13 protein-coding genes are annotated in these 22,553 nt (G+C 67.6%); 6 read left to right on the top strand and 7 right to left on the bottom strand.

The window, feature by feature from the left end; all coding sequences use genetic code 11:
* Positions 1-5 precede the first annotated feature (5 nt).
* Both ATO3_RS19285 and ATO3_RS19290 read right to left on the bottom strand, forming a co-directional pair.
* Entirely contained in the window at positions 6-1,307 is a 1,302-nt protein-coding gene (locus ATO3_RS19285; RefSeq protein WP_198963317.1) for an extracellular solute-binding protein, read from the bottom strand.
* A gap of 31 nt (positions 1,308-1,338) precedes the next feature.
* Entirely contained in the window at positions 1,339-2,862 is a 1,524-nt protein-coding gene (locus ATO3_RS19290; protein ID WP_088651535.1) for a sulfatase, read from the bottom strand.
* Positions 2,863-3,134: 272 nt separating this feature from the next.
* Here ATO3_RS19290 and ATO3_RS19295 point away from each other — a divergent pair, with 272 nt between their 5' ends.
* The 3 genes from ATO3_RS19295 to ATO3_RS19305 all read left to right on the top strand — a co-directional run bounded on the left by ATO3_RS19295 (position 3,135) and on the right by ATO3_RS19305 (position 6,895).
* A complete protein-coding gene (locus ATO3_RS19295; RefSeq protein WP_088651612.1) occupies positions 3,135-4,439 on the top strand; it encodes an aspartate aminotransferase family protein in 1,305 nt (434 codons plus the stop codon).
* Between the two features lie 309 nt (positions 4,440-4,748).
* On the top strand, positions 4,749-6,200 hold the full coding sequence (locus tag ATO3_RS19300) for a sensor histidine kinase (protein WP_158218022.1): 1,452 nt from the start codon (positions 4,749-4,751) through the stop codon (positions 6,198-6,200).
* Positions 6,191-6,895, top strand: coding sequence for a response regulator transcription factor (locus ATO3_RS19305; RefSeq protein ID WP_233152225.1), 705 nt, complete (start codon positions 6,191-6,193; stop codon positions 6,893-6,895). The genes ATO3_RS19300 and ATO3_RS19305 overlap by 10 nt, the downstream gene beginning before the upstream one ends.
* A 30-nt stretch (positions 6,896-6,925) precedes the next feature.
* On the opposite strand, the gene ATO3_RS19310 is transcribed toward ATO3_RS19305, so the two are convergent.
* From ATO3_RS19310 to ATO3_RS19330, 5 genes are all read right to left on the bottom strand, one after another.
* Positions 6,926-13,900 (bottom strand): autotransporter outer membrane beta-barrel domain-containing protein, encoded by a 6,975-nt coding sequence (locus ATO3_RS19310; protein WP_143747308.1) that lies wholly within the window; start codon positions 13,898-13,900, stop codon positions 6,926-6,928.
* A 333-nt stretch (positions 13,901-14,233) separates the two neighbouring features.
* Positions 14,234-15,523 carry a TRAP transporter large permease gene (locus tag ATO3_RS19315; protein ID WP_088651538.1) on the bottom strand — a complete coding sequence of 430 codons (1,290 nt, stop codon included), beginning with the start codon at positions 15,521-15,523 and terminating at the stop codon, positions 14,234-14,236.
* Positions 15,514-16,050: a TRAP transporter small permease gene (locus ATO3_RS19320; RefSeq protein ID WP_088651539.1), complete on the bottom strand. Its 537-nt coding sequence runs from the start codon at positions 16,048-16,050 to the stop codon at positions 15,514-15,516. Before ATO3_RS19320 ends, ATO3_RS19315 begins: the two co-directional genes overlap by 10 nt.
* A 71-nt stretch (positions 16,051-16,121) precedes the next feature.
* Positions 16,122-17,102, bottom strand: a complete 981-nt coding sequence (locus ATO3_RS19325) for a C4-dicarboxylate TRAP transporter substrate-binding protein (protein ID WP_088651540.1) — start codon at positions 17,100-17,102, stop codon at positions 16,122-16,124.
* A gap of 388 nt (positions 17,103-17,490) precedes the next feature.
* The gene (locus tag ATO3_RS19330) at positions 17,491-18,492 is read right to left on the bottom strand and encodes a 1-aminocyclopropane-1-carboxylate deaminase/D-cysteine desulfhydrase (RefSeq protein WP_088651541.1); all 1,002 of its coding nucleotides are present in this window, start codon (positions 18,490-18,492) and stop codon (positions 17,491-17,493) included.
* 172 nt (positions 18,493-18,664) lie between these two features.
* On the opposite strand from ATO3_RS19330, the gene ATO3_RS19335 reads away from it, so the two are divergent.
* The 3 genes from ATO3_RS19335 to ATO3_RS19345 are packed head-to-tail and all read left to right on the top strand — an operon-like array spanning position 18,665 to position 22,552.
* On the top strand, positions 18,665-20,524 hold the full coding sequence (locus ATO3_RS19335; protein WP_088651542.1) for an ABC transporter ATP-binding protein: 1,860 nt from the start codon (positions 18,665-18,667) through the stop codon (positions 20,522-20,524).
* Positions 20,521-21,213 carry an SDR family NAD(P)-dependent oxidoreductase gene (locus ATO3_RS19340; RefSeq protein WP_198963318.1) on the top strand — a complete coding sequence of 231 codons (693 nt, stop codon included), beginning with the start codon at positions 20,521-20,523 and terminating at the stop codon, positions 21,211-21,213. Before ATO3_RS19335 ends, ATO3_RS19340 begins: the two co-directional genes overlap by 4 nt.
* 1 nt (position 21,214) lies before the next feature.
* Positions 21,215-22,552: an NAD(P)/FAD-dependent oxidoreductase gene (locus ATO3_RS19345; protein ID WP_088651543.1), complete on the top strand. Its 1,338-nt coding sequence runs from the start codon at positions 21,215-21,217 to the stop codon at positions 22,550-22,552.
* Position 22,553: the final 1 nt, after the last annotated feature.

A 22,553-nucleotide genomic window follows, 5' to 3' on the forward strand; every position in this document is an offset into this window, starting at 1 on the left:
ACGGATCAAAGCTTGCTGGGCTCTGCCAGCGTGTAGCCCGCTTCGGTCAGGATGCGATGCATCTCGTCCGCCGATTTGTTCAGCGCCTCGGTCGGTGTCAACTCGCCGATCACGGCTTGGTTGAGAAACAGCGAGATCGCATCGCTGATCTGGCTGCCCTGGGGCAGGGGCATGTTCATCCGGCTGACGGATGCGTTCTCGGAGAAGGCCGGCAGGAAGGCGAAAGAGGGGTTGTCACCCGCCGAGTCGCTGAGGTCCTTGCGCACCGGGATGCCGCCGGACTGGACGTAGAAAAGCTGCTGCTTCTTGGACAGGAACCAGTTCAGGAAATCCAGCGCCGCGTCCTGTTTTTCACCCGTGACGTTCTTGGGGATTGCCGCGACCCAATGCCCCGCGGCAGAGGCGTGTTCCTCCCCTTCGGCAGCAGGGATCAGCGCCGTGCCCACCTTGCCCGCAACAATCGAGCTGTTCGGATCGTTCAGCACGGGATAGGCCGCGACAACGGCGATCGCATGGGCGGCACGCCCGGTCGACATCAACTGGATCAGTTCCGCCTGCGCGATGGCGCCCGGGTTGGGCGGTCCGGCCTCGTTGCCCAGGGCGATGTAGGTCTCAAGCGCCTTGAGCCCTTCGGGCGACGCGATGGTCACGCTGTAATCACCACCCGACGGATCGGCGAAGAACGATCCCCCGTGGCTGAACAGGTAGGAGGTGAAGTTGTAAAGGATCGAGTCGCGCGATGCCCTCGGAATGAAGCCGTAGGTATTGTCATCGGCCAGCGCCTTGGCATTGGCCATCAGATCGTCCCAGGTTTCGGGCGGCGTCAGACCGGCCTCGTCATAAAGATCCGTGCGGTAATAGAGAACCTGAACGTTGCCGTTGATCGGCACGCCCAGCAGGTCGCCGTCCGCCGAAAAACCGTTGGTGTCGAAATTCCAGCCGGTCGAGCCGCCGAAGGTCAGGACGTTTTCGTCGAGGGCGAATTCGGCATCGATTTCGGTCAGCGGCTTGAGGAAACCGCCGGCATAGAATTCCGCCATGCCCGCCGCATTCAGCGCGACGATATCATAGCGCCCATCGTCGCCACGGACCGAGTTGCGGGTCTTCTCGAGCATCCCGCCGAATGGCGTCACGTCCAGCTCGATCGTGTTGTCGGTCTGGTCCTCGTATTCCTCGACCATGGCGACGAAGCCGTTCAGCCAGGGCGACTGGTTGATCAAAATCCTGATTTCTTCTGCCGAAGCCGGGCCCGCGACAAGCATGGCGCTTGCGACGCTGCCGAGCAGGAATGTCTTGGTCTGTTTCATGGTTTCCTCCCTTGGATGAATTTAGCCCATGTCAGGCTGGCTGGCGGGTCAGGTCGAACCGCTCAAAAAGCTCGGACGGCGCGTCATGCGCCTCCAGGGACTTTACGATGCCCTCGATCAGCCTGGCGCGCGCCGTGCTGTCGTGGATCGGGTGCATTTGCTCCGGATCGGTTTTCAGGTCGAACAGCGCGGTATCAAAGGCCGACATCTGGTCCCGCGCGTTCCCGGGCGGACGCTTGAACTGCCCCATTTCCGCGGGCACCCGCAAGAGCGGCACCGATTTGGTGAAATCGAACGCTTCGGCCAGGGTCGCCCTGCCGAGCTCATCAGTACCGAACGGCTGTTTCAGATGCGACGGCATCAGCGTGTATTCGAAAAGCCCCTCTTCCTCCAGACTTGCCGGATAGAGGTACAGAGCATGGTTCCCGTCGCTGGCGCCAATTGGCCCTCCGAACTGGCCGAATACGGCCACCCTGTCCGGTTGCGCGTCACCCTCACGCAGGAGAGATCGGCCGCGCACTTCCCCGGGCACGGCAACCCCGTGCAGGTCAAGGATCGTCGGCATCAGGTCATGCGTCTGCGTGATGTCCCGGCAGCGCTGCCCGGCAAGATCGGTGCGGCCCGGCACATGCATCATCAGCGGAATGTGCGAGATCTCTTCGAAGTAGGGCGGCGTGTTCTTGCCCCACCATTCGTGCTCTCCCAACAGGAAGCCGTGATCCGTGGTCACGATCACCGCCGTGTCGTCCCACATGTCATGCGCGTCCAGGTAGTCCATCAAGCGCCCGAAATGTGCATCGCACATTGCGACCAGGGCATGATAGTTACGGCGGATTTCGGAGATTTCCTCTTTCGAGTATTCCGCCGGTCCATAGCGGGGCCAGTCGAGAACGGGGCCTTCGTAACCGGTGGCTTCCAGCGCGGCCTTGTAGTGTTCCGGCACGAAGAAGGGTTCGTGCGGGTCGAAACATTCGAGCTGCAGAAACCAGTCGTCCGCCGTCCGGTTCTCGTCGAGAAACTCCAGCGCGCCGCTGACACAGCGGGGGCCCGGATGGTCAGCTTCTTCGCGGATGTGGTCACGGTTGATCTGGTGCTGCAGGCGATTGCGTTCGCCCGCGCGGTTGTAGTTCTTGTCGGAATAGGATTGCTGATACCGCTCGAGGTCCGGATCGACCTTGGCTTTCCAGGTGTCGTATTCCTGGCCGCGAACAAGGTCCCAGGTCGTGTATCTGGTATGGTAATTCGCCCCGCCGTCCTCGAAGTAGTGGAAGTGATCGGTGACAAGGTGCGAATAGACGCCGGCGGACCCCAGCAGGGCGGGCAACGAATTGTCGAAGGGTTCCAGCGGCCCCCACGAGCGATGCATGAAATTCATGCGCCCGGTGTGCAGATCCCGGCGGGCAGGCATGCAGGGCAGCGATCCGGCATGATGGTTGTCGAAGCTCAGGGCCCGTTCGGCAAATCGGTCAAAGTTGGGAGTCGCCACCGCCTTGCCGCCATACGACCCGAGCGCCGAGCGGTTCAGTGTATCCCAAAAGACCAGTATCGTACGCAAAACCGTCCTCCCGCAGCCTGTAACTCGGGAGACACTATGCGACGCACCTGCCGGTGAATAATCGCAATACGGATCGTACCGATAACTCTTGTCTATCGAGTTCGGCGCGGCACGCTGATATCACGAGGTGAATCCCTCATGCGATTTGTGCAACATAGCGTTGCAGCGGAATGAATTATCCTTGGCCCCGCAAAGCCGCTATCCTCGCCGAGCGCGCCGTTTCCTCCCGGCCGCGCGACACCAGCCACCACCGGACGATCACGGAGAGCATCATGCCCGATACCAGCCAATCCACCTTCTGGAGCGATGTTTCCGACCACGTGATGCGCTACGGCCCGGTGTTCGAACGCCGGCTCATCGACCGCGCCGAGGGCAGCTTTGTCTATGACAGCGACGGCGCGGCGATCCTGGATTTCACCTCGGGCCAGATGAGCGCCCTGCTGGGCCATTCGCACCCGGACGTGGTGCGCGTGGTGCGCGACCAGGTCGGGCGGCTGGATCACCTGTTCAGCGGGATGCTGTCGCAGCCGGTGGTCGATCTTTGCGCGCGGCTGGGCCGGATGGTGCCGGGGCTTGAGAAGGCAATGCTGGTCTCCACCGGGGGAGAGGCCAACGAGGCCGCGATCCGGCTGGCGAAATGCGTCACCGGCAAGCACGAGATCGTCGCCTTCACCCGCAGCTGGCACGGCATGACCGGCGCCGCCGCCTCGGCCACCTACAGTGCGGCGCGCAAGGGCTATGGGCCGGCGGGCGTGGGCTCTTACGCGATCCCGGCACCGCACAGCTACCGCCCGCGCTTTACCCATGCCGACGGCAGCCTCGACTGGCAGACCGAGCTGGACGATGCCTTTGCCCTGATCGACGCGCAGTCGACCGGCAGCCTCGCCGCCTTCATCGCCGAGCCGATCCTGTCCTCGGGCGGGATCATCGAACTGCCCGAAGGCTACCTGGCCGCGCTGAAGCGCAAGTGCGAGGAGCGCGACATGCTGCTGATCCTGGACGAGGCCCAGACGGGCATCGGGCGCACCGGGACGATGTTCGCCTTCGAGCGGGACGGCGTGACGCCGGATATCCTGACCCTGTCCAAGACCCTGGGCGCCGGCCTGCCGCTGGCCGCGGTCCTGACCAGCCGCGAGATCGAGGAGGCCGCCTTCGAGCGCGGTTACATCTTCCTGACCACCCATGTTTCGGACCCGCTGCCGGCGGCGGTGGGCCTGGCCGTTCTGGACGTGGTGGCCCGCGACGGCCTGATCGCGCGCGCCACGCAGGCCGGCGCGCGCCTGCGCGAGGGGCTTCTTGCGCTGCAGCAACGGCATGGCTGCATCGGCGACGTCCGCGGCCGGGGATTGCTGCTGGGACTGGAAATCGTGACGGACCGCGAAAGCAGGGCGCCGGATCTTGATATGGGCGACCGGATCGCCGCAGCCGCGATGGAGCGCGGGCTGAGCATGAACATCGTGAAGGTGCCGGCCATGGGCTCGGTCTTCCGCATCGCACCGCCGCTGACGGCCACCGATGACGAGATCGACCTCGGACTGGAGATCATGGGCGCGGCGATCGAAGCCGCCTCGGTGTAGGAGCAGGCCGCCCGGCCCCGCACGTACGGGCCGCGTCCTTGGGCAGCGCTGGCGCAGGACATGGTCCAGGCCGCATTGCGCAGGCTCTTTAAGCTGCAAAGGTTTCAGCAGCCGAGCGGGAGCGCCCGGTGGCCCGCCACCAAGCTTGCCAACCTCTGTCCGGGTGCATTAGATCAACCAGGGCGGGTGTTGACGGAGGCGGGACGTGACTCCAACCAACAGGCAGGCACATCGGTCTTCCGGATCACGGCTGGCGGGGCGCGTCGCGCTGAACCCCCGGAAAGGGGCGCGCGGATCCGGATGAACGGCATGCTGGACCTCAGGACGATCTTCGCGCTTGGCGTGACCACGGCGGCTCTAGAAGGCGTGACATGGCTGCTGTTCTGGATCGCCTGGCGCCGTCTGGACGCGCTGAAATACTTTGCCGCCGGCTTTAGCACCATGTCCATCGCCCTGGTCCTGATGACCCTGCGGGGCTCAGAGGTCCCAGCGTGGTGGATCGTGATCGACAACCTGCTGATCAAGCTGGGCCTGGTGCTGATCGCGATTGGCCTGTCGCGGTTCCTGGAACAGCCGCCGCGCACGAAACTGATGTTCGGCATGGTGGCGGCGCTGCTGCTGGCCTGGATCGCCTCGGTTCAGCTGGCGCCCTCGAACGTCTCGGTCCGGTTCCTGCTCTCGGCGATGTTCACGCTGGGGATGATGTCGCTGATGAGCCTGTCGCTCGCCCGCGACCGGAGCATGCCGCGCATGCTGCGCTGGGTGATGATCGCGGTGCTGGTCTATTACATGGTGATCAGCGTCGTCGCGACGATCCTCGAATTCCGCGCCCCGCCCGACCCCGGGGGGCTGGCGCTGCTGGGCGATCGCCATGCCTGGTACCTGCTGCAGGGCAACATCGTCCTGACCGGCATGTTCGCCAGCCTGATCCTGATGGTCAGCTGGCGGCTCTCGGCCGATCTGCGCGCCAACAACGCCGCCCTGCTGGACGAGATCGAACAGCGGCGGCGGCTGGAACGCGAACTGAGCGCCAGCCTCGACACCGAACGTCAGCTGCGCGAGGAACAGGCGGATTTCACCCGCCTCGTCAGCCACGAATTCCGCACACCGCTGGCCACGATCCGCAACGCGACCGAGATGATCGGGCTGGCCGGGCGCGGCATCGATCCCGACGCCCGCGACAGGCTGACAGGCATCAGCCAGTCGCTCGACCGTCTGTCGGCGCTGATCGACCGGTTCCTGTCCGGCAGCGACGAGGGCGGCTTTCATCCCGAGCCGTTGCCGCCCGACGATCTGCTGGCCGACGTGATGCTGCATTTCGACATGGTCGGCGGCGGAGATCGCCTGCGCGTCTGCCCCGCCGAAGTCGGGACCGAGCTGCGCGCGGATGCCGACATGCTTCTGACCGCGATCATCAACCTGATCGACAATGCCCTGAAATACGCGCCCCCCGACAGTCCGGTCGAGCTGGCCATCCTGGCCGACCGCGACACCGCGATCATCCGCGTGTCGGACCGGGGCATCGGCATTCCCGACGCGGATCGCACGCGGATCGGCCGGCGCTTCGTGCGGGCCTCGAACACCACACCGGGCACCGGAACCGGCATGGGGCTTTACGCGGCCCGGCGGCTGGTGTCCTATCACGGCGGCGAGGTCGTGCTGGCGCCCAGGCCCGGCGGCGGCACCATCGCCGAAATCCGTCTGCCCTCAACCAATGCCAGCCCGGAACCGCGGGAACAGAAGGAACCGGAATGGCACTGAACCGTGTCCTTGTCGTCGAGGACGAAGATCGCCTGCGCATGGATATCGTCGACTACCTGCGACTGGCCGGCCTGACTGCCGACGGCGTCGGCACCGCCGCCGCCCTGCGCGCCGAGATGGAGGGCGACACACCGCCCCGCGCCATCGTGCTGGATGTGGGCCTGCCCGACGGCAGCGGCTTTGATCTTGCCACCGAAATCCGCGCCCGCCATTCCTGCGGCATCGTCATGCTCACCGGGCTGGTGGAAAGCGAGCACCGGATCCGTGGCTTTGACAGCGGCGCGGATGTCTACCTGGTCAAGGACACCCCGCTGCGCGAAATCGAGGCCTGTGTCCGCGCCTTGCTGCGTCGCACCGGCGACACCGCAACCACGGCCGCGCCGGAGAACGGACAGGGCTGGATCCTGGACAGCCAGGAATGGGTGCTCTTTGATCCGGACCGCAACGCGCTGCGGCTGACGGCCACGGAATTCAGCTTTCTCAACGCGCTCTGCGGCTCGACCGAACCGGTTGCCCGGCGCGAGGATCTGGTGGTGCGGTTGGCCCGGCCCCGGGTCCAGTTCGACAATCGCCATCTGGACGCCGTGGTCAGCCGGTTGCGCCGCAAGATCGGCGGCGGCACCGGGCGAGAGGCGCCGATCCGCTCGGTCTACGGCGTCGGCTACACCTTTACCGAACCGGTCCGTATCCGCTGACCCCCGGCCCGGTCGGCCCGCGTCGCCGCCTCAGAAGCGCATCGTCAGGTTCAGGCTGCCGGCATGGCTGTCGAAACCGCTGCCAAAGGCCCCGTCGTAGCGCAGATCGAGGGCCAGATTGCCCTGCCCGCCGATCCGCATGCCGGCCGAGATCCTGCCCACCGTCTCAGGCACGGCCACCCCGCCCAGGAAGGGATCCGCCCCGGATCCGGCCCCGACGAACGCCGCGCTGGCCTGGAACGTGTCCACCGTCGACAGGCTCACGCCCGCCCGGCCATAGACCCGCAGCTGCCGGCCCCCGGACAGGGCAAAGCTCTGCCCCGCCTCGATTGCGGGTGTGACCACCAGGGCGGTCTCGTCGGCATCCGACACCTGAAGCGACAGCGCCCCGGCGCCCGTCTCGGTCCAGCCGTCCGACTGCACGTGGATCACGTCCAGCGCCAGCGACGGCGTCACCCAGGCCGCGCCGAAATCGCGCCGATAGCTGGCCTGCAGCCGCCCGGCGATGCTGTTGACGTCATGGCTGGCCTCGGCCCGGTCCGCGCCCGCGGTCAGCCCCGGCATGCGGGTGGTGTCATAGCTGCCATGGCCATAGACCGCCGCCGCCGAGAAGGTCATCGCGCCCAGGCTGCCGCTGGCCGACAGGCCCGCGAAGACCGTGCTGCCATCGCTGCTGTTGCCCGGGGTCTCGCCGTCATAGCTGCTGGTTTCATACCCGGCCATCGCGCCGAAGCGCCAGCCGTTGTCTGCGACGAAATCCCCGGCCAGCCCAAAGGTATAGGCCTGCCCGTCGTATCCCGCCCCGTCCGAGCCGCCGGTCTGGTCGATCCAGCGCCCCGCGCCGATCAGCTGCAGGCAACGGTCGCCTCCGGTCCAGGCGCCGGCCGCATCGGCACAGCCCAGCAGCGTCGTCAGCCGGTCCTGCGCCAGCTGAAAGCTGGCTGCCTCGCCCGCCAGCGCCGCTCCGGGCGACAGCCCATCCAGCGCCGCGCCATAGCTGCCTCCGGCGGCCGCGCTGTCCAGCGCGCCCATTGCCGCCGCCAGCCCGGTATCACCCTGTTCGAACAGGGTGCCCATGTAGGTCGCCACGTTCAGCTGCTGCGCATCCAGCCCGTGCGACGGATCGGCAAAGGTCTGGCCCGTCAGGGTCAGGCTGTAGCCGTCCGCCGTCGGAGCGTGATCATAGGTGAAGAGCTGCGACGACACGCTGTCGAACCGACCCGTCACGCCGCTGCCCGCCGTCAGGAACGACAGGCTGCGCCCGTTCACCGCCGCCAGCGGCTGAACGGTGAGCTGCCCGGCCAGATCCGCTTTGCCGTCGATCTCCAGCACATCCGATTGCCCCAGCTCGAAATCCGCGGCCAGCACGGTTTCGCCCGATGCGCCTTGGGTGAAATCGCCTGTCACCTTCAGCCGGTCCATCCCGCTGCCCTGCCCCACGATCATGCGGCCGTTGTTGGTCACATGCGCGTCGTAGATCTTCGCCCCGTCCAGCACGCCGCCTTTCATGTTGCCCAGCCGGATGATCGGTGCCGCCGCAACGCGGTCTCCGGTGATCTCGTCCTGCCGCAGGATGTCGCCGGAGATCCGGCCGGCATTCGTCACCCGCATCCCGGCCGTTCCGCGATAGGCCACCGCCGGGCCGGGCGCGACAGGCGCCGCGGCAGCCGCGGCCGCGGCCGATCCGCTCGGCGCAATGCCCGAGGTGCCACCGGTGATGCTGCCGCTCGAATTCACGTTCAGCACGTTGTTCCCGTTGCCCTGCGCCACCATCACGCCGGTCGCCCCGGACACCACTCCGTTGATCTCGATGTCGATCTTGCCCTTGGTGCCGGGGGCGTCGCTCTGGGCGAAGATGCCAACCGAATCCGACCCGTAGGCGCGGAGACCTCCGCCCTGGATCACCGTCACATCGGCCGATGCGGCCGAGCCGTATCTGTTCGAGCCCATGACAACGCCCTCGGCATCGCCCGCAATCCCGCCACCGCCGGCGATGGATTGCGCGATGACGCCAAAGGCGAAAACGCCCTGCGTGGTGATCGTGGTCTCGTCTCCCATCTCGATCCGCACGTCGCCGCCGCTGCCGTCGGACCCGTCCGAGGCCTGGTCGAAGGACACGCCAAGGTTCCCGGTCGACACGTCGCCCGCGATACCGCCCCCGCCGCCGATGGACTGCGCGACAATGGCATGGGCCCCGTTGCCCCCGGTGCCGACACTGATCTCGTCGCCCAGGTCCAGCGTGACGGCCCCGCCGTTGCCGGCCCCGCCGCCCTGGCCGCCGAATGTAAGGGTATGGATGTTGCCCGCACTTGTGGCGCCGCCCACGCCGCCACCGCCGCCGATGGATTGCGCCAGCAATCCGATGGCCCGGTGACCGTGGGTGAAGTATTCGCCGCCGGTGCTCAGATTGACGGTCCCCCCGTTGCCCGCCGCGCCGCCGGATCCGCCGACCACGATATCGAGCTCAAGATCGCCGTCGTCGCTTTCGGCCGTGCCGGCGGATCCGATACCGCCGCCGCCACCGATCGACTGGGCCATGAGCGCATAGGCGTCGTCGCCGTAGGTCACGAAGTCCGGCGTTGCAAAGCCGCCGTCGGACGACGCAGAGACAGTGATCGTGCCGCCGTTGCCGCCCTGGCCACCGGCGCCGCCCACGGCCGCCCCAACCGACAGATCGCCCGAGGACTGCTCGGATCCGTCGCCGCCCTGGCCACCCCCGCCGCCGATGGATTGCAGCACCGCGCCATGCGCAGCGTAGCCGGTCGTTTCGACCAACTTGTCGTAATTGTCGTAGGAGAAATAGGCATTCACCGCGCCGCCGTTGCCGCCATTGCCGCCCTGGCCGCCGACCCCCACGATGATCGAGGCTGTCGCCTCGCTGCCATCCGCCGTCGACGTGCCGCCACCGCCGCCGCCACCGCCGATGGATTGCGCGACGATGCCGTCGGCGTAGTCGCCCGAGGTCTGGATCACGGCGTCCGACAACGTGACCGTGGTCGTCTTGCCGTCACTGCCCTGGCCACCGCCACCGCCCACGATCGCGGACAGCTTGTAGGACGTGTCCTCGTCATCGCCGCCGAAGCTGTCGTCGTGATCGCCCGCGTCATTGCCGACCGATCCGGCCAGCCCGCCCGAGCCGCCGATCGACTGCGCAAGGATCCCGTCGGAATCGTCGCCCGTGGTGGTGATGGTTCCCGCAAGCGAAACCGCGACATTGCCGCCGACCGACCCGGTGCCGGGCGACCGGCCGACAGTGACCGTGGCACCGGCCGAGAGATCGGACTCGTCGTCGCCATCGCCGCCATCGTCCTCGGCCTCCTCCTCCCCGCCGTCGCCGCCGACCGAAGCGCTGCCGGTCAGACCGACCGTGCCGCCCTGCCCGGTGCCGCCGCCGCCGCCGATGGCCTGCGCAACGATGCCGCGCGCGCCCGACCCGCTGGTGCTCAGCACCGTGCCCGCGTCGAGCGTGACCGTCGCCGCACCTGTGGTGCCGCCGTTTCCGCCGGTGCCGCCCAGCCCGATGCCCGCGGTCAGGTTGAACCCGCCGCCGATCTGGTTGTGCGTCGTGCTGCCCATGCCGCCATCGCCGCCGCCGCCGGAAATCGATTGCGCCACGATGGCATTGGCGTGATCGCCATGGGTGGTGATGGCCGATGTATCCTGCAGGTGCACCGTCACGTCACGCGATGTGCCTCCGGCCCCGCCGCTGTTGCCGATGGCGGTGTTCACGGTGGCCGAGATCGTGTCGGCGTCGCCGATTGTCCCGCCCATGGCCGAGGCATCGCCGCCCGCGCCGCCGCCATGGGCGATGGATTGCGCCACCAACCCGTGCGAGCCATCACCGCCGGTGACAATCCCCGACCCGTCCGACAGGGTCGCCATGACATCCCATCCCGAACCGCCCACGCCGCCCGCTCCGCCGACCGACGCGGTGGCGGTAAAGGCAAAGGATTCACCCTCGAAATCCGGCAGTGCCACGGCCATCGCCCGCGCGGACGAGGATCCGCCCTTGCCGCCGCCGCCGCCCACCGACTGGACCAGCACGCCAAAGGCGCTGACATCGTCGTAATCCGGCGTGTTGTCCGGGTTCATGCCGGTGCTGACCATGGTGCCGCCCGACAGCGTCACGCTGGTGGACGAGTCATTGCCGTTGCTGTCCTGAAATCCACCATTGCCGCCCGGCCCGCCACTGGCGCCCACGGCCGCGTCCGAGGCAAAACCGGCGCTGGCATCCACGCCCGAGGCCGATCCCCCGGTGCCACCGCCACCGCCGATGGATTGCGCGATGATGCCCACGGCATGGGCGCCCGAGGTGGCCACGCTGCTGCCGTTCAGCGCCACATCGACGCCCTTGGCATCGCCACCTGCACTGGAATTTCCGCCGACCTGAACTGGCACGATATCCAGCACGCCGACCGATTGCGCATCGCCGCCATGGCCACCGCCGCCGCCGACGGATTGCGCGACGATGCCATGGGCATTCTCGCCGGCCGTGGTCAGGCTCAGCGACTGGTAACTGACGGTCACGTTGCCGCCATTCCCACCGCCCGAGGCGCTGCCTCCGATCTGCATGTCGATGACGTCGCCCACGCTGGCGCCTGTCGCACTCCCGCCCGAGCCGCCGCCGCCGCCGATGGTCTGCGCCAGCACGCCCACCGCGTGATCGCCGCCCGTGCTGATCGCCGGCGCGCCCCCGGCGGCCGGCGCATTGTCGGGGTCGGTCGCGCCCGGCCCGCAGAGCGCATAGGAGCTGGCCACGCAGACCGTGTTGCCATTGCCCCCCACCGAGCTTGCCCCGCCGATGCCGACACCCAGCCCCACCGAGGCATCCAGCACGTCGCCGCCCGATCCGCCGCCACCGCCGATCGACTGGGCCGAGATCCCGTGCGCATGGCTGCCGCTGGTCGATGCGGTGCCGTCCAGGTCATAGATCGCCACCACCCCCGCATTGCCGCCCGCGGCCCCGCTGCCGCCCACCGCGATGACGCCGGCCGATCCCGCGGCCGAGCCGCCGCCGCCGCCGATGGATTGCGCCAGCACGCCGGTCGCCGCATCGTTGGTGGTGGTGATGTCGCCGCTCAGGTTCACGTTCGCGGTGCCGGAATTGTTGCTGGCGCTGCCCGCGTCGCCGCCCACGGTCACGATGCCGCCCGACGCGCCCGCCGCTCCGCCGCCGCCCGACAGGGTTTGCGCCACGACGCCCATCGCACCATAGCCCCCCGTGGTCACGGTGCCGGTGTGGTTGACGATCACGTCGCCGCCAGCCCCGCCATCGCCGCCGTCTCCACCCAGCGACACGGTGAGCGAGGTGCCGATCCCCCCGGCCCCGCCCGCGCCCCCGACCGATTGCGCCAGCAGCCCGCTCGCATGGTCCCCGGTGGTGGTCACGTCGGCGCCCGAGGTGATCTCGGCCCGCCCGGCATTGCCGCCGTTGCCGCCATCGCCGCCATCGGCCCCGGCCAGCACGCGGGTGAAATCGGCACCGACACCGCCGCCGCCGCCCACCGAATGGAAGGTCACGCCGCCGGCGAAATCGCCGGCCGTGGTGATCGAGCTGCCCGCATCCGCCATCAGCGTCACGTTGCCGCCGGTGCCGCCCGCGCCGGCCTCCTCCGCATTGCCGCCGCCGATGCCGCCGATGGTCTGGCCGACGATGCCATAGGCTGCGTAGCCGTTGGTGCTGACCGAGGCCGCGCCCAGCAGATCGATGTTGATATTGCCGCCTGTCCCGCCGGCGCCGCCATCGACATTCTCCGAATTCGTGCCTTGCCCGTCACCGCCATTGCCGCCGAGGTTGCGCGCCAGCAGACCTATGACCGTGTCCCCCGACACATTGACGGCCGAGGTCCCCGCGCTGCCATCCAGCGTGATCGTCGTCGCCACGTTGCTGGCCGCGTTTCCGCCCCGGCCGCCGTTGTTGTTCTTGCCCGGCGCCTGGCCCCCGTCGCCGCCCTGCGCCAGAGCATAGATCCCGGCCGAGTAATCCCCGGCGCCCTGCATGGTGTCACTGGTGATGGTGCCACCCAGGGTAATGGTGCCCGAATGGGTGATCTGGACACCCTGCGCGTCGGCGCCAGCCCCGCCGGGGTCGCTGTTGTCCGATGACGGCAGGCCGGTGCCTCCGACACTGCGTCCGTCGAGCCCGGCCAGGTGCCCGTTCATGCCCGTCTGCACATCGAAGTAAAGCGTGATGTCCGCCGTATTGCCGAGCGTGACCTGCCCGCCGCGCCCGCCGGGGCCGTTCCTCTGGCCGCCCTGCGCACCATAGCTCTGCGCCGTCAGGCCGATGCCATTGCGCGCGATCGAATAGAACCCGTCGCTCGAGCCGATGGAGACGGATCCGGAATTGACAAGCTGGACATCGCCGCCCGATCCGCCTGCGCCACCGACCTGATCGCCCAGTTCGGCGCCGCCCTGGGCGCCACCGCCACCGCCAAGACTGCGGGCGCGAATGCCGAAGACGGGTTCGGTGGGAAAGCTGGCATCGACACCGGGTTCGATCGTGATGGCCGCCGAATTGGTGACATCGACGATACCGCCATCGCCGCCCGGGCCGCCATCGTCGTAATAGCCACCGTCGGCGCCGGTAAAGCCCAGCGACTTTACGTCCAGGCCCACGACATTTCCGCTGTCCGAGATGTTGTCATTGTTCGACGACAGGGTCAGCGCAGCCGTGTTCGTGACTTTGAAATTCGGGCCTGGCCCCTCAAGATCGAGGTTGATGACATAACGCTGACCCGGTGCGAAACCGGTCAGCGCCAGGTTGTTGGTCACCTCGTAGAAGGTCTCGAAAGGCACATCGGCGGACAGGTTGATCCCGGTCGCGGTCCCGCTGTCCAGGGTACAGGAGCCCTCGTAGATGCCGGGAGGCCCGCTGGGAACCGGGCACTGGTAAATGGATTGCGCGCGCGCGGGCCCCAGGCCCAGAAGTGCGGGCGCCGCCAGCGCGATTGCGACGGCCGATGTCGATCCGCGCAACGCCGGGAACGCACGCACAGGGGCCACTCCTGTCTCCCGGCGAGGCCGGTTGGTCCGGGATCGGGATGTCATGGGTCGGTCCTCCGTTCGGTGAGCATCGGACGCCAAGCGCTGCCCGCACGTCCTGCCCGCCTGCAAAATCCCCTCGGCGCGCCGCACTCACCGCAGCGCGCCGGCCCTGCGGGCCCTAACGAAGTGTTAGAAACAAGCGGCGGATCCGGTCCACAGATCAATTCAGACCAATTCTGATGAAATCTTGCAACGCGCAGGTGGTCGCCCCGGTTGGCAACGCCGCCAGGGAAGACGATGGCAAGCCTGTCACCAAGGTCACCAGGGCGGGCTGTGCGGGGTGCTTGTCGGTCAGACGGCGCCCATCAGCAGGTCCGGCAGGAAGGTGACCAGCACCGGGGCGAGGACCAGCAGCAGAAGCACGAGGAAGAGCATCGTGAAGAAGGGCCAGGCCTCGCGCATGTACTCGCCGACGCTGACGCCCAGGATCGAGCACGAGGTGAACATCAGCGTGCCCACCGGCGGGGTGATGCCGCCCACGGTCAGGTTGACCACCATCACGATGCCGAAATGCAGCGGGTCGATCCCGACCTGCGTGATCGCCGGCACCAGGATCGGCGTCAGCAGGATCAGCGCGGCCGTGCCCTCGATCAGCATGCCGATGGCCAGCAGCAGCACGTTGATCAGCAACAGCAGCGCCAGCGGGTTCTGGGTGACCCCCAGCAACAGGTCCGCCCCGCGCGACGGGATCTGTTCCCATGTCATGTAGAAGCCGAAGGCCCCGGCCGCGCAGATGATCAGCATCACCACCGCCGTTGCCAGGACGGTCTCGCGGATGATCTGCGGGAAGGCGGACAGCTTCAGCTCGCGGTGCCAGAAGAAGCCGATCAGCGTGGCATAGACCACGGTCATCGCCCCGGCCTCGGTCGGGGTGAAGATGCCCTGGCGGATGCCGATCAGGATGAAGGCGATGATCGACAGCGCCCCAAGCGCCTCGACAAAGGCCTCGCCCAGTTCGCGCGGGGTCGCGGCACGCTCGCGGGTGGGCTTGTAGTCGCGGCTGCGCGCCCGCAGCCGGACGACAACCATCAGCGACAGAGTGATCAGCATCCCCGGAACAATGCCTGCGATGAACAGCCGGCCCACCGAAACGTCGCTGAGAAAGCCGTAGAGGATCAGGCCGATACCCGGCGGAATGATCGGCGTGATCACGGACGAACAGGTGCAGACCGCCGCGGTGAAGCCGGAGGAATAGCCCCGGCGCACCATCTCGGATCCCAGCATCTTGGCCTGCATGGCCGCGTCGGCATTGGCCGAGGCCGAAAGCCCCCCCATCAGCGCCGACAGCACGACATTGGCCTGTGCCAGCCCGCCCACCGTGTGACCGACCAGGGCATCGGCAAAGCCCAGCAGGCGCCGCGTGATGCCCGCATGGTTCATGATCGTGCCGGCAAAGATGAAGAACGGCACCGCCAGAAGCGGGAAGGATTCGGTCGAGGCGGCCATCTTCTGGACGAAGCTGCTGATCGGCAGGCCGCCGGCGGTCAGGAAGAAACTCAGCGCCGCCATGGCAATGGCCAGCGCGATGGGCACGTTCAGGGCAAAGAGCCCGAGCATCACGAGGATCGGCATCAATTCCATTGGGGATCTTTCTCGGCAGTCTCGGGCAGCCGGCCGGTCGGGGCCACATCGCCCCGCACCCGTCGCCAGGCCAGCCCCGCATAGCGCAGGCCCATGCAGGCAAATCCCACCATCACCGCCGCGTAGAGGATCGCGCGCGGCCAGCGCAGGATCGGAAGCGGGTCATCCATCGACGACAGGCAGAACTGGACACCAAGCCAGGTCGCATAGGCCAGGAACGCCAGCACCACCAGGTCGACAACCGCCCCCAGCACACGCTGCCCCGCAGCCGGCAGACGTGTCCAGAGCAGGTCGATGCTCATGTGCATGCCGTATTTGAAGGCCGCAGCGCTGCCCATGAAGATCAGCCAGGCAAAGGCCACCGAGGAGATGTCGCCGGTCCAGGCCGCCGGTGTCGCCGTCACGTAGCGGGTGACGACGCCCCAGCAGACCGTGCCCACCAGGACCACCAGCGCCGCGCCGGCCACCGTTTCCTCGAAATACCCGAACGCGGATCGCCCGCTTCCGGCTGCCCGTTGCTCTGCCATGGTCCCCTCGCCTGCCACGTCCTGCCGTCACGAAAAGGCGCGACGGCTGACTGCCATCGCGCCCTCTGCGTTCACTCCGCGTCGAGAATGCCGCGGATGGTGGTGTAAAGACCCGGGGTCCAGTCCGGGAAGGCATCGTAGACGCCTGCCGTCTGCTCGCGGAATGCCGCGATGTCGACATCCTCGACGATGGTGATGCCCGCGTCACGGAACTGCGCCTTGTACGCCTCGTCCCGCTCCAGCGTCAGCTCGGTGCAAAGCGCGCCGGCCTCGGCGCCGACTTCCAGCATCACCTCCTGGATGTCCTCGGGCAGGCTGGCGAAGTAATCGGCGTTGATCACCCAGAAGGTGAAGGCGGTGAAGTGGTTGGTCATCGAGATCGTGTCGCGCGTCTCGTACAGCTTCGAGCCCCAGAGCGAGCCCAGCGGCGCCTCGGCGGCCTCGACCACGTTCTGTTGCAGGGCGCTGTAGACCTCTGCCCATTCGACGGTGGTCGGACGTGCGCCCATCGCCTCGAAGGTTTCGATGAAGACGGTGTTGGGGGGCACGCGGACGGTCATGCCCTCGATGTCGGCGGGGCTGCGCACCGGCTCGTTGGCCAGGATGTTGCGGCCGCCGAACAGGGCGTTGTCGACCAGGAAGGTGATGCCGACCTCGTCGAAGGCCGACTGGATGCCACCGAACCACTCGGACTCGACCAGCTTGTTGAACTGTTCCGGCTCGTCCAGCAGGTAGGGCCCTTCGAGAACCCCGATGTCGGGCACGAAATCGGACAGGTAGCCGGACGAGGTGACCGAGATCATCGGCGCACCCTGGCGCATCATCTGGTTCACGTCCTTCTCGCTGCCCAGCTGCTGCGCCGGGAAGACCTGGATCTCGACGCGGCCATCGGTGCGCTTGGCCACCTCCTCGGCGAAGAAGGCCGCGGCCTCGTTTGTCGGCTCGCCCGGCGACAGCGAGTTCGCAAGCCGGATCGTGTAGTCAGCGGCCATGAGCGGCGCAGCGGAAAGCAACCCGGCTGTCACCAGCCCGGCAAATCTGAATATCGACATGAAGTCCTCCCAAGCCCGGCTCGCGGGCGCTCCATCGCCCTCGAGCCAATTCTTATATGAATACATCATTCACATACAGGGTGACGCTCTGTCAATACCGTCGCCATCCAAAGATCCGACACCGGGGCCGCGGGCATCTCAATAGGCCGCACGAAATGCGCCGGACCACGCTCAGTCCGCTGAAAGAAAGAGATATTTTTGGAGATCAGCGCGCCAATGGTGATGCGCTGCAATGGCTCTGAAGGGGAAGGCGACCGAACCACAGGGTGCACGGTCCCAAAGAGTCGTCGCGCTGCCCGAAGGAGGGATGACTGTCCTTCGGGCAGCGGGATCAGGAGGCGACCGGGTGGGCCGGCCGCCTCCGGGTGAAGCCCGAGGGCTTCACTGTTCAGGCAACGTCGGACGTCAGCTGATCGTTGAAGGGGAACAGCGCCGGGGTGCCGCCGCAGTGGACGAACAGAACGTCCGATCCCTTTTCGAACTTGCCGGTCTCGGCAAGGCCCAGGATGCCTGCCATCGCCTTGCCGGTGTAGACCGGATCCAGCAGCACGCCTTCCGACCGGCCAACGCGCAGGATCGCCGCGTTGCCCAGCTCGGAGGGGATGGAATAGCCGGGGCCGATGTAATCGTTCTCGATCCGGATATCCTCGGCGGTGAAGCGCTGGTCAAGGCCCAGCAGCTCGGCGGCATCGTTCGCCATGACCGAAATCCGCTCTTCGAAGGGCACCGCGCTGCCCGTCACGGCAATGCCGACGACCTTGGTTTCGGGCCACCACATCGAGCAGCCGACGACCATTCCGGCAAGGGTGCCGCCCGACCCGACCGGTGCGCAGATGTAATCCGGTGCCTTTCGGCCCATCTCGGAATACTGCTGCGACAGCTCGCGGATCGCGTTGACATAGCCCATCGCACCCAGTGCACTCGCCCCGCCCAGCGGGATGATATAGGCCTTCTCGCCGCGCGCCTCTGCCGCGTCGGCGTGGTGCTGCATGCGCGGGTTGATCTCTTCGAAGTAGGCATCCGGGTCGAGGAAATCGACTTCGGCGCCCAGGATGTGGTCAAGCAGCAGGTTGCCCTGCCAGCTGGCCGGCTTGTTGCCGCGCAGGACCAGGATCGGCTTCATGCCGAATTTGCGGGCGGCCGCGGCGGTCATCCGCGCGTGGTTCGACTGATGCCCGCCGGTGGTGATCACCACCTTGACGCCCCGTGCCACGGCATCAGCCATCAGGTATTCAAGCTTGCGGACCTTGTTGCCGCCGCCGCCGAAGCCTGTGAAATCATCCCGTTTCACCGACAGCGAGATCCCAATTTCCGCGCCGAGCGTGGGCAGATCTTCGACCGGTGTCGGCAGGAAGCCCAGCGAGAGGCGCGGCAGTTCGTCGAGTTTCATACTCGGTCCTTTCCCAGTGATACGGCCCGGGGAATGGATTTCCCTTGCAAACGCGAGCCTTCACCGTCAGGATATATGATATATCTTTAACGGCAACCCTGTATCGCCGAACAAGGAGCTTCCGGCCCGGCAGGGCAGCCATTACGCTCGAACGAACCAACGGAACCGCATCATGAGCCAGCCAGTTTTCTCCGTCTCCGACCTGGAGGTCGCCTTTCGCGGCCGCGACGGCTGGTCTGCGGTGGTGCACGACGTCTCGTTCCAGATCGCGCGCGGCGAGACACTCGCGCTGGTGGGCGAGAGCGGATCCGGCAAGAGCGTGACCTCGCTGGCCTCCATGCGGCTTCTGGAACCCGAAAGCAGCCGGATCCGGGGCAAGGTGATGCTGGAAGGGCGCGACCTGCTGGCGCTGACCGAGGCCGAGATGCGCGGCGTGCGCGGCAACGACATGGCGATGATCTTCCAGGAGCCGATGACCTCTCTGAACCCGTCGATGAAGATCGGCGAACAGATCGCCGAGGTGCTCGTCGCGCACCAGGACATGGGCCAGGCCGACGCGATGGCCGAGACACAGCGCCTTCTGGAACGGGTGCGCATCCCCGCCGCGCGGCAGCGGATGGGCGAATACCCGCACCAGTCGTCGGGCGGAATGCGGCAGCGGTTCATGATCGCGATGGCGCTTGCCTGCCGGCCCCGCCTGCTGATCGCGGATGAGCCCACGACGGCGCTGGACGTCACGATCCAGGCGCAGATCCTGGAACTGATCAAGGTGCTGCAGGAAGAAGAGGACATGGCCGTTCTCTTCATCACCCACGACATGGGCGTGGTGGCCGAGGTCGCGGATCGCACCATCGTCATGTACAAGGGCAACGCGGTCGAACAGGGTCCGACCGAGGCGCTGTTCGCGGCGCCGCAACAGGCCTATACCCGGGCGCTGCTGTCGGCCGTGCCGCGGCTGGGGTCCATGCGCGGCGATACCCGGCCCGCGCGTTTCCCGCTGATCGCCGCCGACACCGGCAGGCCGGTGCCCGCCCGCCCGGTGACCAGGCACGTCGATCCGGCCGCCTCCCCCGTCCTGTCGGTGCGTGGCCTGACCACGCGCTACGCGGTGGCGGGCAGCCTGATGGGCCGCGGCGCCGGACGGGTTCACGCGGTGGAGGGCATCGACTTTGACATCCGCCCCGGCGAGACCCTGTCGCTGGTTGGCGAATCCGGCTGCGGCAAGTCCTCGGCCGGGCGGTCGATCCTTGGCCTGACACCGGCACAGGGCGGGTCGGTCAAACTGGACGGGACCGAGCTTCTGGGCCTGTCGCGCCGCGCCATCCGGCCGCATCGCCGCAAGATGCAGATGATCTTCCAGGACCCGTTCGCCAGCCTCGATCCCCGGGCCCGCATTGGCGACGCCATCGCGGAACCGATGCTGACCCATGGCCTGGTCTCGCGAGCGGAGGCGCCGGACCGTGTGGCGGATCTGCTGGAAAAAGTCGGCCTGAAGGCCGACATGGCCAAACGCTTTCCCAACGAATTCTCAGGCGGCCAGCGCCAGCGTCTGTGCATCGCGCGCGCGCTGGGAATGACGCCCAGCCTGATCGTCGCCGACGAGGCCGTGTCGGCGCTGGACGTGTCGATCAAGGCGCAGGTCATCAACCTGATGCTCGACCTCCAGGAAGACATGGGCCTGTCCTACCTCTTCATCAGCCACGACATGGCCGTGGTCGAACGGATGAGCCACCGCGTCGCCGTGATGTACCTTGGCGAGATCGTCGAGATCGGGCCCCGCGCCGCGATCTTCGAGAACCCGCAGCACCCTTATACCCGGCGGCTGCTTTCGGCGGTTCCGGTGCCCGATCCCGCCCGCAGGGGGGCGCGCCGTGGCCTTGACGTGCGCGACCTGAAAAGCCCGGTCCGGCCGCTGGATTTCCAGCCGCCCGAACGGCAATGGCGCGAGGTTTCGGCCGGGCACCGCGTGCAGGTTCCCGGCCCCGAATGGGCCGAGGAAATCGCCCAGCAGGCCGCAGGCGTTCCGGCATGAGCCGCCCCGTCGTGATGATTTCGGGCGCGAGCCGCGGGATCGGTGCCGCCATCGCCACCCGGATGCAGGACGCCGGCTGGTCGCTCAGCCTCGGGCTGCGCGACCCCTCGGCCAGCCCCCTGCCCGCCGCGGACAACGTGATCACCTGCCGGTTCGACGCCAACGATCCCGACAGCGAAACCGCCTGGGTCGCCGAAACCGGGGCCCGCTTCGGACGGCTCGATGGGTTGGTGCTGAACGCGGGCATTCACAGCCATTCCTCGGTGCTCGATGCAACGGGCGACGAGTTCGACCAGCTTTTCGAGATCAACGTGAAATCGCCCATGCGCCTGGCCCAGGCGGCCTGGCCGCTGCTGGAAAAGGGGCCGGGGCGCATCGTCACCATCGCCTCGCTTTCGGGCAAGCGGATCAAGTCGCCGGGATCGGGCCTGTACGGCATGTCGAAATTCGCCGTCGTCGGCCTGACCCACGCGCTGCGCCAGGCCGGCCGCGAAAGCGGCGTGCGCGCGACGGCGATCTGCCCCAGCTTCGTGTCGACCGACATGGGCCGCGCGGCGTCCGGCACGGACGGCAGCGGCAAGACCACCCCCGACGAAATCGCCCGGATCACCTGCATGGTGCTCGAACTTGGCCCCACCGCCAGCCTTGCCGAGATCCCGGTGCATTACGACGTAGAGGATTGCTTCTGAGATGATCCCGAACCGTGGGCCGGCCGTCCTGGAGGTGTCGGGCGCAAATGACCTGCCCGCCTCGGCAGAGGTGGTCGTCATAGGGGGCGGTGTGATCGGCGTGACCACCGCGCTGGAACTGGCACGCGCGGGCCACGACGTCTGCCTTCTGGAAAAGGGCATCATCGCGGGCGAGCAGTCCAGCCGCAACTGGGGCTGGGTCCGGCAGGCCGGGCGTGACCTGCGCGAACTGCCCCTGTCGTCGCTGGCCCGGCGGCGCTGGCAGGCATTGGCCGCCGAGATCGGGCCCGGGCTGGGCTATGTCGAATGCGGCATCGCTTATGTCTCGCGCAGCCCGGAACAAGCCGATCGCCACCGTCGCTGGGTGGCCGAGGCGACCCGGCTGGGTATCGAGGCCGAGATCGCGGACATAAGGTCCCTGGCCCCGGGGCTGACCACCGACCACGCCAAAGCGCTCTACCTGCCCGGCGACGGGCGGGCCGAGCCGCAGGCCGCCGTGCCGCTTTTTGCGCGTCTGGCGATCGCGGCCGGCGCGACATTGGTGCAGGGATGCGCCGCCTTCGACATCGAGCGGGACGCGCGGGGGGTCACCGGCATCCGCACGGAACGCGGCACCGTCTCCACCCGGCGCGTGGTGCTTGCCGGCGGGGCCTGGTCCGCGCCGCTGTTGCGCCGGTCGGGGATCACGTTGCCGCAGCTGAAGGTGCTGTCCTCGGTCTGCCGCACGGAACCGCTGACGGAAGAGCAGGCGCAGGCCTTCACGCCCTGCCTGTCACTGGGCGACCTTGCGCTCCGCCACCGGGTCGACCATGGGCTGACGGCGGCCAATTCGGGCACCGTTGTGGCCGAGATCGTCCCCGACAGCCTGCGCCACATGTTCGCCTTCCTGCCGGGACTGCGCAGCATGATCCCGGGCCTGAAGCTGCGTCTCGGCCGCGGCACGGTCGAGGAACTCGGCTGGCTGTTCGGCGGGGCCGCGCTGGAGCGCAGCCTGACACGGCATCGCATCCTTGACCCGACCCCGGATGCCCGCGCCCTGTCGCGCGTCCTCGACCGCCTGGCGGAGCGGTTCCCGGCACTGGCCGGGCTTGACCAGGCACAGGCCTGGGGCGGGATGATCGACGTGACGCCCGACGTGATCCCCGTGATCTCGGAGGCGTCGACCCTGCCGGGCCTGGTCATCGGCACCGGCTTTTCCGGCCACGGCTTCGGCATCGGCCCCGGCGCCGGTGCTGTGCTGGCCTCTCTTGCCACGGGCGCGGAACCGGACGTCGATCTTGCCGACTTCCGGCTTGCGCGCTTCCGCGAAGAACGCCCGCAGATGCAATCCTGGCTTTAGG

Origin of the sequence: Marinibacterium profundimaris (assembly GCF_002210095.1) — a bacterium.
In the GTDB taxonomy this organism is placed as follows: Bacteria; Pseudomonadota; Alphaproteobacteria; order Rhodobacterales; family Rhodobacteraceae; genus Marinibacterium; species Marinibacterium profundimaris.

Excerpts from the sequence above, each read along its gene's own strand:
- ATO3_RS19285 (WP_198963317.1), bottom strand. The coding sequence starts at position 1,307 with ATGAAACAGACCAAGACATTCCTGCTCGGCAGCGTCGCAAGCGCCATG.
- ATO3_RS19295 (WP_088651612.1), top strand. The coding sequence starts at position 3,135 with ATGCCCGATACCAGCCAATCCACCTTCTGGAGCGATGTTTCCGACCAC.
- ATO3_RS19300 (WP_158218022.1), top strand. The coding sequence starts at position 4,749 with ATGCTGGACCTCAGGACGATCTTCGCGCTTGGCGTGACCACGGCGGCT.
- ATO3_RS19305 (WP_233152225.1), top strand. The coding sequence starts at position 6,191 with ATGGCACTGAACCGTGTCCTTGTCGTCGAGGACGAAGATCGCCTGCGC.
- ATO3_RS19315 (WP_088651538.1), bottom strand. The coding sequence starts at position 15,523 with ATGGAATTGATGCCGATCCTCGTGATGCTCGGGCTCTTTGCCCTGAAC.
- ATO3_RS19320 (WP_088651539.1), bottom strand. The coding sequence starts at position 16,050 with ATGGCAGAGCAACGGGCAGCCGGAAGCGGGCGATCCGCGTTCGGGTAT.
- ATO3_RS19325 (WP_088651540.1), bottom strand. The coding sequence starts at position 17,102 with ATGTCGATATTCAGATTTGCCGGGCTGGTGACAGCCGGGTTGCTTTCC.
- ATO3_RS19330 (WP_088651541.1), bottom strand. The coding sequence starts at position 18,492 with ATGAAACTCGACGAACTGCCGCGCCTCTCGCTGGGCTTCCTGCCGACA.
- ATO3_RS19335 (WP_088651542.1), top strand. The coding sequence starts at position 18,665 with ATGAGCCAGCCAGTTTTCTCCGTCTCCGACCTGGAGGTCGCCTTTCGC.
- ATO3_RS19340 (WP_198963318.1), top strand. The coding sequence starts at position 20,521 with ATGAGCCGCCCCGTCGTGATGATTTCGGGCGCGAGCCGCGGGATCGGT.
- ATO3_RS19345 (WP_088651543.1), top strand. The coding sequence starts at position 21,215 with ATGATCCCGAACCGTGGGCCGGCCGTCCTGGAGGTGTCGGGCGCAAAT.